13 protein-coding genes are annotated in these 15,459 nt (G+C 45.6%); 6 read left to right on the forward strand and 7 right to left on the reverse strand.

What is annotated here, in order from left to right:
• Window positions 1-2,763: 2,763 nt before the first annotated feature.
• Window positions 2,764-4,713 (reverse strand): DCC1-like thiol-disulfide oxidoreductase family protein, encoded by a 1,950-nt coding sequence (locus tag ACRJJO_RS18240; protein WP_431067050.1) that lies wholly within the window; start codon window positions 4,711-4,713, stop codon window positions 2,764-2,766.
• A gap of 146 nt (window positions 4,714-4,859) precedes the next feature.
• Window positions 4,860-4,991 carry a hypothetical protein gene (locus ACRJJO_RS18245; RefSeq protein WP_014147025.1) on the reverse strand — a complete coding sequence of 44 codons (132 nt, stop codon included), beginning with the start codon at window positions 4,989-4,991 and terminating at the stop codon, window positions 4,860-4,862.
• 210 nt (window positions 4,992-5,201) lie between these two features.
• On the opposite strand from ACRJJO_RS18245, the gene ACRJJO_RS18250 reads away from it, so the two are divergent.
• Window positions 5,202-5,591 (forward strand): hypothetical protein, encoded by a 390-nt coding sequence (locus ACRJJO_RS18250; RefSeq protein WP_431067051.1) that lies wholly within the window; start codon window positions 5,202-5,204, stop codon window positions 5,589-5,591.
• A gap of 23 nt (window positions 5,592-5,614) precedes the next feature.
• The gene (locus tag ACRJJO_RS18255) at window positions 5,615-6,040 is read left to right on the forward strand and encodes a hypothetical protein (protein ID WP_431067052.1); all 426 of its coding nucleotides are present in this window, start codon (window positions 5,615-5,617) and stop codon (window positions 6,038-6,040) included.
• A gap of 53 nt (window positions 6,041-6,093) precedes the next feature.
• Here ACRJJO_RS18255 and ACRJJO_RS18260 read toward each other — a convergent pair whose 3' ends face one another.
• Window positions 6,094-6,282, reverse strand: a complete 189-nt coding sequence (locus tag ACRJJO_RS18260) for a DUF2970 domain-containing protein (protein ID WP_431067053.1) — start codon at window positions 6,280-6,282, stop codon at window positions 6,094-6,096.
• Window positions 6,283-6,387: 105 nt separating this feature from the next.
• Between ACRJJO_RS18260 and metH the strand changes: the two genes are divergently transcribed.
• From metH to ACRJJO_RS18275, 3 genes are all read left to right on the forward strand, one after another.
• The gene (metH, locus tag ACRJJO_RS18265) at window positions 6,388-10,059 is read left to right on the forward strand and encodes a methionine synthase (RefSeq protein ID WP_431067054.1); all 3,672 of its coding nucleotides are present in this window, start codon (window positions 6,388-6,390) and stop codon (window positions 10,057-10,059) included.
• Between the two features lie 10 nt (window positions 10,060-10,069).
• Window positions 10,070-10,567 carry a TIGR00645 family protein gene (locus tag ACRJJO_RS18270; RefSeq protein ID WP_431067055.1) on the forward strand — a complete coding sequence of 166 codons (498 nt, stop codon included), beginning with the start codon at window positions 10,070-10,072 and terminating at the stop codon, window positions 10,565-10,567.
• Window positions 10,568-10,739: 172 nt separating this feature from the next.
• Entirely contained in the window at window positions 10,740-11,000 is a 261-nt protein-coding gene (locus tag ACRJJO_RS18275; RefSeq protein WP_431067056.1) for a glutaredoxin family protein, read from the forward strand.
• A gap of 751 nt (window positions 11,001-11,751) precedes the next feature.
• Here ACRJJO_RS18275 and ACRJJO_RS18280 read toward each other — a convergent pair.
• The 3 genes from ACRJJO_RS18280 to ACRJJO_RS18290 form a co-directional block, all read right to left on the reverse strand.
• On the reverse strand, window positions 11,752-12,159 hold the full coding sequence (locus ACRJJO_RS18280; protein WP_404357909.1) for a cupin domain-containing protein: 408 nt from the start codon (window positions 12,157-12,159) through the stop codon (window positions 11,752-11,754).
• 90 nt (window positions 12,160-12,249) lie between these two features.
• On the reverse strand, window positions 12,250-12,789 hold the full coding sequence (locus ACRJJO_RS18285; RefSeq protein ID WP_431067057.1) for a DUF2058 domain-containing protein: 540 nt from the start codon (window positions 12,787-12,789) through the stop codon (window positions 12,250-12,252).
• A gap of 23 nt (window positions 12,790-12,812) precedes the next feature.
• A complete protein-coding gene (locus tag ACRJJO_RS18290) occupies window positions 12,813-13,784 on the reverse strand; it encodes a calcium/sodium antiporter (protein ID WP_431067058.1) in 972 nt (323 codons plus the stop codon).
• 162 nt (window positions 13,785-13,946) lie between these two features.
• On the opposite strand from ACRJJO_RS18290, the gene ald reads away from it, so the two are divergent.
• Window positions 13,947-15,053, forward strand: coding sequence for an alanine dehydrogenase (gene ald, locus ACRJJO_RS18295; protein ID WP_431067059.1), 1,107 nt, complete (start codon window positions 13,947-13,949; stop codon window positions 15,051-15,053).
• A gap of 72 nt (window positions 15,054-15,125) precedes the next feature.
• On the opposite strand, the gene ACRJJO_RS18300 is transcribed toward ald, so the two are convergent.
• Window positions 15,126-15,386: a hypothetical protein gene (locus ACRJJO_RS18300; RefSeq protein WP_431067060.1), complete on the reverse strand. Its 261-nt coding sequence runs from the start codon at window positions 15,384-15,386 to the stop codon at window positions 15,126-15,128.
• Window positions 15,387-15,459 lie beyond the last annotated feature (73 nt).

Below are 15,459 nucleotides of genomic sequence, written 5' to 3' on the forward strand. Positions count from 1 at the left end.
AAAATGGTATCGAAGCCTCATTAGCTAAGATTGCAAAACAGTAATTTTTGACTTACGTATAACGATGAGCGCTGGAGCTTGGGAAAGAGCGTGATGTGGGTTGGTCTTTTTTAGCTTGATGCGTATGCCTTACGGGCCGTTAGGCTCGCCTAGCACTGGCTATTTTGCCAAAATAGCCCACTAAGGGAGCGACAGGGTTGTCGCTCGTTTTTGGAGGGCTAAGGAGAGATCTTCCGAAAGGCTATGTTCGCGTTGGAAGTTGAGGTTGCTCTCTTGCCTACTAAAAAAGGCGTTTAGGAAATAGGCAAAATAATTAATTTCCAATACAACGTCGTAATAGAGGGGTCACACTTCATGTGCCTTTGGCGTCCCAATCCGCACTCGGCTGTCGGTCCGCGAACCGACTTAATAAGCGCGTCGCGCTAGCGACATAAAGCCTTCTTCGGGCTTCAAATTGGCTGAAGCTTATAGTTAATCAGGAAAAAGAAATTTTTTAACTATTACTCCCTTTATACTTAAAAGTTAGCTAACTTTATGAAGGTATGGGGTGTGGCTAGCGAGGATGACGGCAGCAGGGAGCGCTGCCGTCAAGCCCCCATGGACGGGATCACGGCGTTCCTCGATAGACGCATCCCATACCTTTTATTCTTAGACGGTTTTTCAATCAAAAGGGAATACATGTATACGGTATTTCATTGCTTTTACCCTGAGCTTAACGCGCCTTCATGTGTTGCCTTGTGCCGGCATTTGGTTCGCGTAGCGAACCCTGCAATTCACTTGGGTTTTATAAGTGCTTCCGGTAGTTTCAACTATTACCGTATACATAGCCTAAATAACCCCGCTTAAATTTCGGTAATTTGCAAACGGGACCTGAGTGCTTGTCTCTAAGTTATTCGAAATATTGAATCATTGCCAATGACCGATGGAGTTTAGTTGCTGGATGAATGCTGATTTTGGATGGGGGCAAAAATATGTCCTGTTGCCTAGATCTTCGCTAGCCACGGCCCTTGTCTTTATAAAGTTAACATTTTCGATCATAAACCTAAAAAGAGAATTTAAGTGTCTCAAGCTGCCGTTCGCCGTGGGATCAACGAAAGAGCAAGGGGTAGTTTGAAATTTAACCAAGCTTATGAAAGTGTTTTAATTCCTTCATGCTTCGTTTTCTTAGCCCGGCACGAACGGTCTACAACGCATGCTGGCGGCTCTTTTTAGAGTTAACCTGGGGGGTGTGTGCATGAAACGGTTATGCAGCCGACAGTTCTTTTTGTACGTTTTCTTCGTTGCATTTTTGCAAGGCATTGCGCGAACAGTTACATAGTCGTGTGTATTTTATGCGGCTTGAATTCGAATAAAAGTCGAAGCGTTAGTTGTCTGTCTTATGTAGGGCTATAGTATCTATTATCCCTAACTGAGGTTAAGAAATAGCAGTTTGTTTGTGGTGAGTGCTAAAAAAGCTAAAGCAAGTGCTGCAAATATAAATTAGAAAAAAGAGTTGTATGAGTAATAAAAGAGACTGGAAAAAAGACAGAAATTTTCAGTAAAAAAGGAGAGGAAATGACGGGGGGTAAAGCGCAGGTATGTAAAGTAGATTGAGTTGCTAGTATGAACCCAGCTTATTAGAAAATAAGCCGGGTTCATAAATTCAGATCTTACAATCTAATGGTTGTATTTTCAACTTTTTGTTTGGAGCTATCGGGATCGTCCAGGCAGCCTGTTAAGCCAACAATCATTAATGCCATAGCTAAAAGTGATAAAACTTTTTTCATACTATCCTCCAAAAGAATTTATTTTTATATTAATAAAATTACAGTACTAAATGCTTAGCACGGTATTTTTATATCATGGCAAAAAATTCTATGCAACATTTAAATTAAAATGAGTGGAGAAGTTATAAATGAAATGGAGCGGAAGATTGTTAAAAAAATAGATAGGTATGTTAATAAGTTGTTGTTATAAATAAATAAATAAAAAAATATTGCTAATTGTGTCGGTTCTTGATTAAGTAATGGGAATAGCTAGTTTATAAATCACGCAACAGTTTGGTGAAAACTCTTGTGCTTAAGAATGGATGAGTACAATGTTGCGACAGCCGGTTTGGTCAGTGAGGAAATGCAAGCACACATGGGCGCCAACTTATACCCTTCGTTGAGCAAGTTCGGCGCCGGGTGTCCGTTAGCAGCAATTCCCAGTTTGAGCATTCTCACTGGATTTAGGGTGTGGGGTATCCCTGTCGAGGAACGCCGTGAACCCATCCATGGGGACTTGGCGTCAGCTAAGCGCCAAGGATGGCGTGTATTAGGGCAATGCAGGAGCAATTCCCAATTTGAGGAGCAAAAAATCTGCCCCTGCAGCTGACATCCTCGCCAAGCGTACCTCACACCCTGTATGATTCTCAAATTGGGAATTGTTGGTCCGTTATCCTAAAAAGAGCGTCTGGCTGGGCTGGGCTGGGCTGGGCTTGTGTTGTAGAGTGTTTGTTCTGGGCTAAGTCGAAGTGTGAATAGGGCGGGGGCAACCTACATGACAGGCTCTGGTTTAATCCAGTCCTCAGGCTCAAGCGGCCTCCCAATGAACTCGGTACAGCTTAAAGTATTTCCTGGCTAAAATTCATTTAAATTAATCATACAAGGCTCTATGCTTGCACCCATGCTGACCCCTCACCTAGCGTTAGGTGAGGGGTCGAGCAACACGGCTCCTCCTTGAGCGCTGCCGAAATCTGAAGTGCGAAAGGTATGGTCCAATCGCAATGGCAAAGGCTTGTCGTTATTCGGGTGTTGAGGTAGGCCAGTAACTTGATTGAGTAGAGAGATTATCCAGCAACGTTTGGTTTAAATTGCTATGAAATTGCTGCTGTTTCCAATGGACTGTGCCAAGGTTTGACCATTCTCCGCTGAGGTTTTTATTGAGCAAATCATAAACCCAGTAGGACGGAGCTGAATTTTTCTTAATCTTGATCGTGAACAGGGTGTTGTCAAGATCTAGATGGAGTCTATGTGACCAGTATGCAGTAATTTTCATGATCAGCTTGTTGAGTCTGATGGCGTCGATATTCGGTGTGACGGCGATATTGGCCCACATTGAGTGGATGCGCCCCCAGTGAGGGGCAAGTATCCGTCCTTCTTGGTTGATGAACGGTAACCAGGCTTCATCTCCGTTATCGTTGGTGTAGGTGATTGCAAGTAGCGAGTCATACCCCTCAAAATGGTCGTGTAAATAAAGGGCGTGGGGTGTTATACCGATGAATGAATGGGATAGTAATAAAATGGAATTGCTGGCTTGAGTCAGTGCAATCATTAAGGAGTTGCTGCGTGTATCGACATTAAGCCGGTATAGTAGTCCGTAGTGTATGGTGCTATTGATTTGTAGTATGCAAATGATTAAGAAGGCTTTGGTTAGTGTTTTTAAGTTTCTTCGTGATTGAAGGTTATCGGTCTCAAAAAAACGGCTGTAAAAGCTGTGTAATTTAAATTGGGTTTTATTTGGGATGACGCAGTCTTGATTGCATGGTATACGCTGTCTGTTATCGGCTATGTTGCGATAAATAGCTCTGGCTAGATGAAGAATCCCGGGGGTGCGGAGTAGCCAGCCAATTAAAAATGGATAGCGCATTTTCATTAGAATCTGGATGTAAGTATTGATGCCGTTATAAACCTTGCCGTTTTCATCGACTGAATAAAGATCGGTCAGCAAGGTATCCAATGGCAAGGCAGATAGTGCGGGTTGTTTATTCGAAAAAGTTTGAGCGTCTTTAAAATCAATGCATTTAAAAATATCGAAATGATTGACGGTTAATGCAGTGCGATTGCATAAAGGGCAGTCTTTGTCGTAATAGACCATTAATAAAGGTTGAGAGGGTCTAAGGGCTTTGGCTAAGCAGCGCCACCATGAAAAAGGAACCAGTAGGCTGTAAAAAATGAGCATGCCAAGGCCAAACGGATAAATGTTTAGAGAAATCGTTATGCCAAGGTGTAAGCCAATGCCAATGAATAAGTAGATAGGGCGTAAGTAGCGGTTTGAAAAAAAGAATATAAAGCTAAATTGAAACACAATAATGATATAGCCAATCGTCTTTTGTAATACTTCCTGATTAAGAAGCCAGGACATATTGATCGCAGATACATAATATGGCTGTGTGGAGGGAAGCCAGGCTCCTAGACCGTTTCGCCAGTGTTCGGCAAATAATTTATGAATCGCCGAGTCGAAATAAAGAAAGCCTAGGCAGATAAAAACGGGAAGGTGGTAGCTCAGGCTTGAAGCAGTAGGTTTCGGGTGTTGAGAGTAATGGCGAAAGGGTGTGCTGAGTTTTAGCCTTAATTGATCGAGCGCAAAGGCTTTGTCGGTCGGCATGAAAAGTAAAAAAAAACCTGATCCAGTCATGAATGCATCAAATCCGCCGTCAAAGTCGCGTTGCATGGGGGTGAATTGTACAAAGACGATCCAAAAGAGGTAGCTTACAATTAATGCGTTTTGGCATTGGTAGCCAACGATTATGAATAAAGCAGCAACCGCCCAGAGACAAAGAAAAAAAGGAATGAGCGGAAATTCAACGTCAATGTAAGGAATCGGGTCGAAAATTAGATGATGGAAATATAATAAGAAGCAGATTTCTTGAAATAATACAATGCCGTAGAGCAGTCGGAATAAGCCGATGCCGGTGGCTGGAGCAGATTTATTGTAAAGTTGGTAAAGCTTGGTGAAAATAAAATGATACATTTACTAAAGCATTATGCTGAATAAATGTATAAATTATAGGGTATTTAGGTGGGAGATGGGTAAAAAAAACAAAGGCCGCCTCTAAAACTTGTCAGAATTAGCAGGGGCGGCCTTGTGATCTTTTTTAAACTAACGGGGCTGTTAGTTTATTTGTCTTCGTCGTTAGGCTCAGCAAAAACCCATTTTACTAAGAAGTAACCGGCTGCGATAACGACAATCGCGCCGACCATGCCAGCTGGTTCTTTTAACATTTCAGTCAAATCTAAGATCGCACCCATGAGTGTCCTACCTGTGTTTTTATATTTTAGAAAATGCTATAGACATAGCAAATGAGCCATCAATGATACTTTAGACACAGCTAATGTCAAGTTTAATGTTGATATTTTAAAGCGATGCACAATACGTTAGGAGAATGTAAAAACTAGAGTAGCACTGGGTGTGTGTTATAATCTAAAAGACTTATAAAATCAAAGTAAAAAGGTGGGAAAATGAATATAACAAAGAGAATACATGCAATATGGCCCGCTGTTTTGTTGGCTTTTGCAGCGAATGCGGAAGTCTTATTAAAAGATCAGTCTGAAATTTTGGGGAAATGGAATCTCTATGCGGAAGCCGCCAAATTAGAGGGAGAGAAAAAAGACTTGAGTATCGAGTGGGATTTTAAAAGTGACGGGGTATTGAACACTAAATCAATCGATACGTTTGGGCGAACCAAGACGTTTGAAGTAGCATTAAAATATTCTGTCGAAGATGGCATGATTAGAAAGCAATCGACTCCCGGGCGTGAAAAATACGAATCCTGCAAAGTTATCGAAAAATCGGATTCGGATATGATTTTGAAGTGTACGTATCTCTTTTTCTTTTTAACTAAAAAATAATAACTAAAACAGGAGGATGTGCAATGATTGGTGGTATTGTTATGATTCTGGTGGCCGTTTGGGTCTACCAGTCGGCTTCGCGAGCTAAAGTAGAAAAAACCCTTTTTTGGGTGGTTTTGTGCTCTGTCGTTTTTTTAGCGGTTCAATTCACGGCGGTTTATTTCAATGTGTTTTTACTCGAGACCTTTAAAGGCGGCGGCTTCGAAGGCGGATATGAGCGGGATTTGGCTTCCATCGGCGACCGAAAAACCAAGGACGGGATATTTCAAGGGTTTACCGGAACTCTGTTGTCCATTGTGTTTGAATTGATGCCACCGCTTCTGGGTGTCTTAGCCGTTGCCTTTATTAGAACTAAGTTTATGCTCAAAGAAACATTGACAGTTTCTAATTTATTCAGCGGAATGAAAGAGTTATTCGTCTCGATCAAGAACAGCTTCAAACCGGAATAGCATCTCGTTTTACCAGGCCAAAAGCCCAAGTCCTGCTTGGGCTTTTTTGTTAATCAGCCAGTAATTTTTGCAACAAGCAATACCAAAAGAACGACAAAAAGAGCGGTAAAAATAATGCCGACAATGATGTAAGTGGATAAGTTGCCGTGTTCGAAATCCCGTTGTCTATTTTTGTCGCTTTGTATGCCGACTGCGGCGGCGAAAACGCTTTTTATTACATTGAGTATCGTCGGTTTCGACATAATCATCTCCCTAAAAATCCGTTAAGCATAATGTGGCGCGACAGCTTGTCAAGCCAAGCTTTATCCGGGTGTTATGCCCTTATTTAACTTCTAGCATGTAAGTACATGAGTAAATTAGAAAACTTTAAAAAAAGATTGTCCCAAAGTATCCTGTTTTTAGATGGTGCTATGGGCACGATGATTCAAAGCTACAAATTGGAAGAAAAAGATTATCGGGGCAAGCGTTTTTCGGATTGGGCTGTCGATCTAAAAGGTAACAATGATCTGCTGTCTTTGACTCAGCCGGATATTATTAAAGCGATTCATTGTGCTTATCTCGATGTTGGTTGCGATATTATCGAGACGAATACCTTTAATGCGACTCAAATTGCAATGGCCGATTATCAAATGGAATCATTGGCCTATGAGATTAATTTGGAGTCGGCGCGACTGGCTAGACAGGCTGCTGACGAATATACCCACAAAACACCTGATAAGCCGCGCTTCGTAGCCGGTATTTTAGGGCCGACCAACCGAACTGCATCGATGTCGCCGGATGTCAACGACCCCGGTTTTCGTAATATCGACTTCGATACTTTGGTTGATGCTTATACCGAAGCGACGCGGGGCTTGATTGACGGCGGTTCCGATATTATTTTGATCGAAACGGTATTCGATACGCTCAATGCCAAGGCAGCAATTTTCGCGGTCGATCAATATTTCGAAGCGCTCGGCTATAAACTGCCAGTCATGATTTCCGGCACGATTACCGATGCGTCCGGCAGAACCCTGTCGGGTCAAACCGTCGCGGCGTTTTGGAATTCACTCAGTCATATCGAGCCGATTTCATTCGGCTTCAACTGTGCCTTAGGTGCGAAAGAACTCAGACAACATATCGAAGAGTTATCTTCGATAGCCGATACGCATGTGTCGGCTCATCCAAACGCGGGTTTGCCGAACGAATTCGGCGAATATGACGAATCGCCGGAAGATATGGCCTTGGAGTTGGCTGATTGGGCCGCGAACGGTTATTTGAACATCATCGGCGGCTGTTGCGGCACGTCGCCCGAGCATATCAAAGCGATTGTCGAGGCGGTCAAGCAATATCCGCCGAGAGTCGTTCCCGTTATTGAAAAGCAATGCCGCCTGGCCGGCCTGGAACCGATGAATATTGGGCCGGGTTCGTTGTTCGTCAATGTCGGCGAACGGACCAATGTCACCGGCTCGGCAAAATTCAAGCGCTTAGTTGTCGACGGCGATTTTGAAACGGCATTGGAAATAGCCAAGGACCAGGTCGAAAACGGCGCGCAAATCATCGATATCAACATGGACGAAGGCATGTTGGAGTCGAAAGAAGCGATGGTGCGCTTTCTCAGTCTGATTGCGGCAGAACCCGATATCGCTAAGGTGCCGATCATGCTCGATTCGTCGAAATGGGATATTCTCGAAGCCGGATTGAAGTGCATTCAAGGCAAGGGTGTCGTTAATTCTATCTCGATGAAGGAAGGCGAGGAGGCATTTATACGACATGCCAAATTGATACGTCGCTATGGTGCGGCTGCAATCGTGATGGCTTTCGACGAACAAGGTCAAGCCGATACGCGTGATAGAAAGGTCGAAATCTGCAGTCGTGCCTATCGTATTCTGACCGAGCAATTGAATTTTCCGGCCGAGGACATTATTTTCGACCCGAACATCTTTGCGATTGCAACCGGTATCGATGAGCACAATAACTACGGCATGGATTTTATCGAGGCGACCCGCGAAATCAAGCGAACGCTACCTCATGCCTTGATTTCGGGCGGCGTGTCGAACGTGTCTTTTTCGTTCCGAGGGAACAATCCGGTTCGCGAGGCGATACATGCGGTATTTTTGTATCATGCGATCAAGGCCGGCATGGATATGGGCATCGTCAATGCCGGCCAATTGGCGATTTACGAAGATATTCCGATAGAATTGCGCGATGCGGTTGAGGATGTTGTGCTCAATCGTAATGACCGCGCGACCGAACGCTTGCTTGAGTTGGCCGAAAAATATCGAGGCGACGGTAGTACGGTAGCCAAGCCGGAAGAGCTGGAATGGCGTAGTTGGCCGGTTACTAAAAGGCTCGAGCATGCCTTGGTTAAAGGCATCGCCGATTTCATCGACGAAGATACCGAGCAGGCACGACAGGAAGCCGAAAAGCCGCTGCATGTAATCGAAGGCGCGTTGATGGACGGCATGAATGTGGTCGGCGATTTGTTTGGAGCCGGCAAAATGTTTTTGCCGCAAGTCGTCAAGTCGGCGCGGGTCATGAAAAAGGCGGTCGCTTATTTGATGCCGTTCATGGAAGCTGAGCAAGACGGCGAGATGCAGACCAACGGCAAAATACTGATGGCCACCGTCAAAGGCGACGTGCACGATATCGGTAAAAACATCGTCGGCGTGGTGCTGCAATGCAATAATTTTCAGGTTATCGACTTGGGAGTGATGGTGCCGGCCGAAAAAATATTGCAGACCGCGCGAGATGAAAAAGTCGATATCATCGGTCTCAGCGGATTGATTACGCCGTCTCTCGATGAAATGGTGCACATGGCCAAAGAAATGGAACGTCAAGGCTTCGACATTCCGCTGATGATCGGCGGCGCAACGACCTCAAGAGCCCATACTGCGGTCAAGATCGAGCCTAACTATCATGGTCCGGTTGTTTATGTCGCCGACGCCTCCAGAAGCGTCGGTGTCGCCAGTCATTTGGTCAGCGACGACTCCAAGGAAGCGTTTACCCAAAAAATCAAGGAAGAATACAAGGAGGTTCGGGAAAGGCATCAGGGGCGTAAAGCCAAAACCAAGCAACATAGCATTGAGCAGGCGAGACGCAATAAATTCAATTGGACCGATTTCGAGCCGGTCAAGCCCACCTTTTTAGGCAATAAAGTCATCGATCGCTTTCCTCTCGATACGTTGGTTTGGTATATCGATTGGACGCCGTTCTTCCATACCTGGGAATTGGCCGGTAAATATCCCGATATTTTCGAAGATCGGGTTGTCGGCGTCGAAGCGCGAAAGTTATTTGAAGATGCGCAGACCATGTTGAAAAAAATCATCAACGAAGAATGGCTTCAGGCTCGTGCCGTTATCGGGTTTTACCCGGCCAACAGCGACGGCGACGACATCATTTTATATAAAGACGATTCGCGGCTTGAAAAGCGAGAAATTTTGCATCATTTGCGGCAGCAAAGTGTCAAGGCGCCGGGGCGGCCGAATTATTGTTTGTCCGATTTCATCGCGCCTATCGATAGCGGCAAGACCGATTATTTGGGCGGTTTTGCGGTAACGACCGGCATCGGCATCGAAGCTAAGCTCGAAGAATTCGAAAAAGATCATGACGATTACAGTTCGATCATGCTCAAGGCCTTGGCAGACCGATTGGCAGAAGCCTTCGCCGAGTATATGCATGAAGCGGTTAGGAAGGATTTTTGGGGTTATGCAAAAGACGAACAATACCGTAACGATGAGTTGATCGCAGAATCTTATCAAGGCATAAGGCCGGCTCCGGGTTATCCCGCTTGTCCGGATCATACCGAAAAGAGCAAATTGTTCGAGTTGCTCAATGTTACGGCGACGACCGGCATCGAATTGACCGAGAGTTACGCGATGTATCCGGCTTCGGCGGTCAGCGGCTGGTATTTTTCGCATCCGGAAGCGCAGTATTTCAATGTCGGCAAGATCGATCACGATCAGCTCGAAGACTATGCGCACCGAAAAGGAATCGCGAAGGAAGTGGCTGAGCGTTGGTTGTCCGCGCATTTGCATCACTGAGGATCTTGCTATGATTGAACGCGCGATCGAGCGCATCATGTATGCGAGTCGCTGGATTTTGGCGCCGGTGTATCTAGGAATGAGCGTAGCCTTGTTGGCAATATCGGTAAAATTTTTTCAGGAGATCATTCATTTTGTCCCTCATATTCTTGAGATGGATGAGGCGAATTTGACTTTGAAGTTATTGACCTTGATAGATCTGACGCTGGTCGGCAGTCTAGTCATCATCGTGATGTTCAGTGGTTACGAAAATTTCGTTTCGCAAATGGATATCGGTTTGTCGACCGAAAAGCTGGATTGGCTTGGAACGCATGATTACGGTTCTCTAAAAATCAAGCTGGCTTCGTCGATTGTCGCGATCTCGTCGATTCATTTATTGAAGGTCTTTATGAACATACAGGCGACCGACAATGACAAGATTTTATGGTATGTCGCTGTGCATTTAACGCTGGTAATTTCTGCGCTGTTGATGAGTTTTCTCGATAAAATCAGCAAGCATCATGACTAAGGAATATGTGCAAAATAACGTCTATAAGTAGTAGGTTTTGCGGTGGTTCAGTGACTCGCTTGACAGGATGCCGTGAATACGTCCATGTAGGCTTGACGGCGGCCGGCTCCCTGCCGCCGACACCTGTCAATCGAGCCATGGAACCCCCTTCAACAATTGTCGAAGTTATTTCATGCTCGTTCCTAAGTTGATGCTGTTCGGCACGCAAGGCTGCCATTTATGCGAGCAAGCGGAGGAAATTCTGAATAGTTATCTGGCGGATAATAACGATATCGAGATTGAGTCGATCGATATAGCCGAGCAAACGCAATGGCAGGAACGTTACGCAATACGCATTCCGGTGTTGTTGCACGAGGACTCCGGTATTGATCTTTGTTGGCCGTTCGATCGACTCGATGTGGACCGGCTTGTCGCAATGATTAGCGGAAAATAGATGATCGTAAGTAGTGAGTGGTAAGTGGTAAGCAGAAAGCGGTGAGTTGTGTATTGCTTGATCCCATGCGCGGATCGGGTTACTTAACCCGCCCCGAACGTTTTGATCAGCTTTGACCTCGGTTGAAAAGCTTCTGCTCCTGCTCACGCCCCTTACCCACATCCATGTAAGTAACGTTTAGGACGGGGTTGCAACCCATACGCATTAAGCTAAGGATGTCGCTAAAATTAACTATCTGAATTGCCGAATTTTCATTTAGGGGTAATTTACTCGTCTGGGCGATTAAAATCGCCCCTACATTGAATTTAGGTCGCTTCTAGGGCTTCGACATAAGCCGTGGGTGTCTAGCATCAGTGGCTTCCCCTCTCCTAGCGTTATGTGAGGGCCGATGAAGGCGTCGCTTCCACAGAGGATGGCGGAAACACTGTGGGAGCGATCCCCAGATCGCGATTTCGAGGCCGAGAATATCAAGTTATACTAAATGGCATCGAGGTCACAAAGACTAAAATATGCTGTTACCCAAGTTCCAGCTTGGGCAACCTGTTCAGGAAGCTGGAGCTTCCGGGGTGTCTTTCCCAAGCTGGAGCTTGGGAAAGAGCTTGATGCGCATGGGTGTTACAAACCCCGTCCAGCCAAGGAATATTTTCGTAAATAAAAAATGCTTTTTATAAGCTGATAGCTGTTTTCTTATGACCAAACCAGGGGCATCGATTGGCTCCCGGTATGGCCGATCGAACCGAGGTGGTTCTTGTTATTTTTTCTCGGGTTGTTTCGGTTGCGCGAGTTCGAAAATGATCAATTCGGCGGAGCCTTTGCCGACATTTTCCACCGACATAACATCGCCGGATTCCCAGAAGACGTCACCAGCCGAATAAACTCCCGTTTTATCGCCTTCGATGACTTTTAATTTGCCTTTAATGACATAGCGAGGGCCAGGGCCGTCGTGGGTATGGTCCGGTGTTTTGAAGCCTGCCGGAATGGTAACTTTGATTGTCTTGGCATTGACAGTATTCGACGGTAATTCGATCTGTTGTTCTAATAATAGCTTTCTGTCGAATTTGCCTTGAGTTTGCGCGGTCGCCGTTGAAATTCCTAGCGTTAGCATGGCTAACGGTAACCCTAACATGCCTGCGTATTTTAAATAACAATTATTGTTCATCTTGCTTTCTCCCGGTTAAATTTATTGTGAGATTGTTTGAGCGTTAGCTGGTGATTTTGTTGCATCAAATATTTCTACTTCAAGGGAAAATCACCAAATCAAATCGTCCGGTATTTGATAATCGGCATAGGGGTCGTCAGCCTCGGGTTGTTTAGGGGGCTCGTTGATTAAAACGATCACGCCGGGTAAGCGTTGTTCGATTTTTTGGGCAATTTCGAGCGGTACGATTTGATATTGTTTTTCGCAAATCACGATTGCCGCGCGGCCATTGACGATTTGATTTCGTACGAACTCCGAAACATATACCGATTTAACTTTGCCGTTATCGTTAAAATTGTATTTTACGCCGTCATTGCTTTGCGCAAACTTATGCTGTTCGATCAATTGTTTGATCTGCGCAGCTAGCTGTTTACGTTCCGTTTCCTCTTTTTTTAGTTGATTAAGCAGGCGGTCTTTCTCTTGTTGTTCCGTTTTAGCTTTTTGTATCTCAAGTCGAGTTTGCTCCGCAGCTGCATGGGCATTCTTTTTGGGTTGTTTACGTTTCTCGGCTCGGATTTGTTTAGCCTTGGTGTCGCTGGCAAGGCCCGACTTAAGCAATTGTTCCTGTAGGCTTAATTTTTTTTGACTCATGGTTTTTCGTGACGGCAATAAGTTTAAATAGTAGTGACCGAAAAGATCAGATAACAGGTATAACCGATATAGGCCGATAATAATAATCCGCCTTCGATACGGTTGATTCGCCCTCCGCCATTGTAGGAATAACCCAGGACGAAAAGAGAAGCCGTTAACGCAGCCATGACCGGCCAATCTCTGATCAAAATATCTTCAGGGATCGTCATGGGGTGTATGGCTCCAGCGATCCCGACGACCGCAGTCGTATTAAACAGATTGGACCCGATAATATTTCCCAAGGCAATATCATGCTCACCCTTCTTGGCGGCGATGACTGATGATGCTAGTTCCGGCAGGGATGTGCCGATTGCAACGATGGTTAGGCCAATTATCAAGTCGCTGATGCCTAGACTTTGCGCAATCGTGACTGCGCCTGAGACCAGCATCTGTGAGCTGACGACCAATAATATCAAGCCTACGGCAACCCAAAATAATGCACGTCCAAGTGTCATCGCGTGGGCTTGTAATTCGGATTCCATTTCCTTTTCGAAACTATCGGAGTCTTTATGCATGCCTTGGATTATTGTCCAGCCCATAATCATGCCAAACACCGCTAATAAAAGCCAGGCATCCAATTGAGTAAATTCGTTGTCATAAATTTGCCAAGCGGCGAATAGCGTAACTGCGCTAAGGATTGGAAGCTCTTTTCGAAGCACTTGTGAGTGAACGGCAATCGGGCTGATGATCGCGGTGATGCCGAGGATTAATGCGATATTGGTGATGTTTGAACCGTAGCCGTTGCCTAATGCAATATTCGGATTGCCATGCCATGCCGATATGGCGGACACAGCCATTTCCGGGGCGGAAGTGCCGAAGCCGACGATGAGCATGCCGATCAATAGAGGCGACATGCCGGCAAAATTCGCAACAGCGGCCGCGCCTTCGACAAAGCGATCGGCGCTCCAAACTAACAATGCTAAACCGACAATGATTAGAACAACGGATAACGCCATGGAGACTCCAAAAAAGAAATACAGAATTTTATGATTCCGTATAGGGAAGGGTAAAGGAAATCGATTACAATCGAGCTTTGAAAGAGCCATTGTAGTACCGGTTTTATAACCGAATTATATTCCAATTCGGATGATAGCTTGCCACTAAATCAAGGGGGCGCAATGAGAATAGGTATTCCGAAAGAAATAAAGGATCAAGAAGGTAGGGTGGGCTTGACTCCGGCGGCCGCCGGAACATTGGTCGAGCGAGGCCACGAAGTATTAGTTGAAACCTGTGCCGGTTTAGATTCTGGGTTTGCCGATGACCAGTACAAACAGCTTGGTGTTAATGTGGTTTCAGCATCGGAGGCTTGGAAGACGGACTTAGTGGTTAAGGTCAAAGAACCGTTGCCTGCCGAGTATCAATATTTGAAGCAACAAACAGTCTTTACTTTTTTGCATTTGGCCGGTGTCGATCCGGCTTTGACCGACGCCTTGCTCACTAATGGCACCACCGCGATTGCCTACGAACTGGTTGAAGATGAGCAAGGTCGGTTGCCGATTCTAGTGCCGATGAGCGCGATAGCCGGTAATGTCGCGGTCTTGATGGGCGCGTATTATCTGGCTGAGTTCAATGGCGGCAAAGGCGTTCAATTAGGCCGCATTGGCAAGAACAGGCATGGTCATGTGTTGGTCGTCGGCGACGGGGTGGTTGGCATGCATGCCGCGCGCGTGGCATCGGCAATGGGAGCCGATGTTTATGTCGCCGGTATCGACAAATCGCACATGGATTGGTTGAGAAGAAACGAGTTGCCGGAAGTCAATTTCGTATTATCGACGCCGGAAAATATAAGCCGCATTGTTACCGAGGCGGACCTCATTATTGGGGCCGTGTTGTGCCGGGGAGACAAAGCACCTAAAGTCATCACCGAACAAATGATAGCGACGATGATGCCCGGCTCGGTCGTTGTCGACGTCAGTATCGATCAAGGCGGTTGCATCGAAACTTCGCGGCCGACATCGCATACCGAACCCGTTTACACGACGCATGGCGTGATTCACTATTGCGTCAGCAACATGCCCGGCGCCTACCCTCGAACGTCGACACTGGCGCTCAATGAAGCGACTTTGCCTTTTGTTCTAAAGCTGGCCGAAACTGATAAAGAAGGGCTTGAGCATCTTGACAGTGGATTAAAGAAAGCGGTGATGACTTATCACGGACAGTTGACCAATCATGCTGCAGCTGCAGCGCTTGACAAATTAGAGCATTATCGGGCTTTGGTTGATTAGCGTGGGAAAAATAGTTCGGGATTCGATAGTTGGTTTTTTTGATAGTCCTTTAACGAGAAGTTTTTCCAGAGGTTAACGCTGCTGCCGCCAACGGTAATAAATTTTTCCGTCATCGCATTGCCAACTCAAGCGTTGACTGCCGCTTTCATTGATAAACGGCTGGCAATCGTGGTCGACTTTAAATTGTTCCCATTCGCCGTCGTCGATATTGGAACTCAGGTAAGCACCGATTAATTTGATAATGGCTATGCTGAATAAAAGCCCGACGAAGGTAGCAACTAAGTTGTGTTTCAGCGACAGTATGATTTTTGCGATCGTTTCCGATAATGTCATGGCGGCCTTCCTCTTCGGTTATCAATTATGATTGTTATTCGCTCATCTGTTCCTGTTTGAATTTTGATGTTGC

This window comes from Methylotuvimicrobium sp., from assembly GCF_050611805.1.
In the GTDB taxonomy this organism is placed as follows: Bacteria; Pseudomonadota; Gammaproteobacteria; order Methylococcales; family Methylomonadaceae; genus Methylotuvimicrobium.

What these genes read in the sequence shown, in the direction of transcription:
- ACRJJO_RS18240 (WP_431067050.1), bottom strand. Translation starts at nt 4,713, where the DNA reads ATGTATCATTTTATTTTCACCAAGCTTTACCAACTTTACAATAAATCT.
- ACRJJO_RS18245 (WP_014147025.1), bottom strand. Translation starts at nt 4,991, where the DNA reads ATGGGTGCGATCTTAGATTTGACTGAAATGTTAAAAGAACCAGCTGGC.
- ACRJJO_RS18250 (WP_431067051.1), top strand. Translation starts at nt 5,202, where the DNA reads ATGAATATAACAAAGAGAATACATGCAATATGGCCCGCTGTTTTGTTG.
- ACRJJO_RS18255 (WP_431067052.1), top strand. Translation starts at nt 5,615, where the DNA reads ATGATTGGTGGTATTGTTATGATTCTGGTGGCCGTTTGGGTCTACCAG.
- ACRJJO_RS18260 (WP_431067053.1), bottom strand. Translation starts at nt 6,282, where the DNA reads ATGTCGAAACCGACGATACTCAATGTAATAAAAAGCGTTTTCGCCGCC.
- metH (WP_431067054.1), top strand. Translation starts at nt 6,388, where the DNA reads ATGAGTAAATTAGAAAACTTTAAAAAAAGATTGTCCCAAAGTATCCTG.
- ACRJJO_RS18270 (WP_431067055.1), top strand. Translation starts at nt 10,070, where the DNA reads ATGATTGAACGCGCGATCGAGCGCATCATGTATGCGAGTCGCTGGATT.
- ACRJJO_RS18275 (WP_431067056.1), top strand. Translation starts at nt 10,740, where the DNA reads ATGCTCGTTCCTAAGTTGATGCTGTTCGGCACGCAAGGCTGCCATTTA.
- ACRJJO_RS18280 (WP_404357909.1), bottom strand. Translation starts at nt 12,159, where the DNA reads ATGAACAATAATTGTTATTTAAAATACGCAGGCATGTTAGGGTTACCG.
- ACRJJO_RS18285 (WP_431067057.1), bottom strand. Translation starts at nt 12,789, where the DNA reads ATGAGTCAAAAAAAATTAAGCCTACAGGAACAATTGCTTAAGTCGGGC.
- ACRJJO_RS18290 (WP_431067058.1), bottom strand. Translation starts at nt 13,784, where the DNA reads ATGGCGTTATCCGTTGTTCTAATCATTGTCGGTTTAGCATTGTTAGTT.
- ald (WP_431067059.1), top strand. Translation starts at nt 13,947, where the DNA reads ATGAGAATAGGTATTCCGAAAGAAATAAAGGATCAAGAAGGTAGGGTG.
- ACRJJO_RS18300 (WP_431067060.1), bottom strand. Translation starts at nt 15,386, where the DNA reads ATGACATTATCGGAAACGATCGCAAAAATCATACTGTCGCTGAAACAC.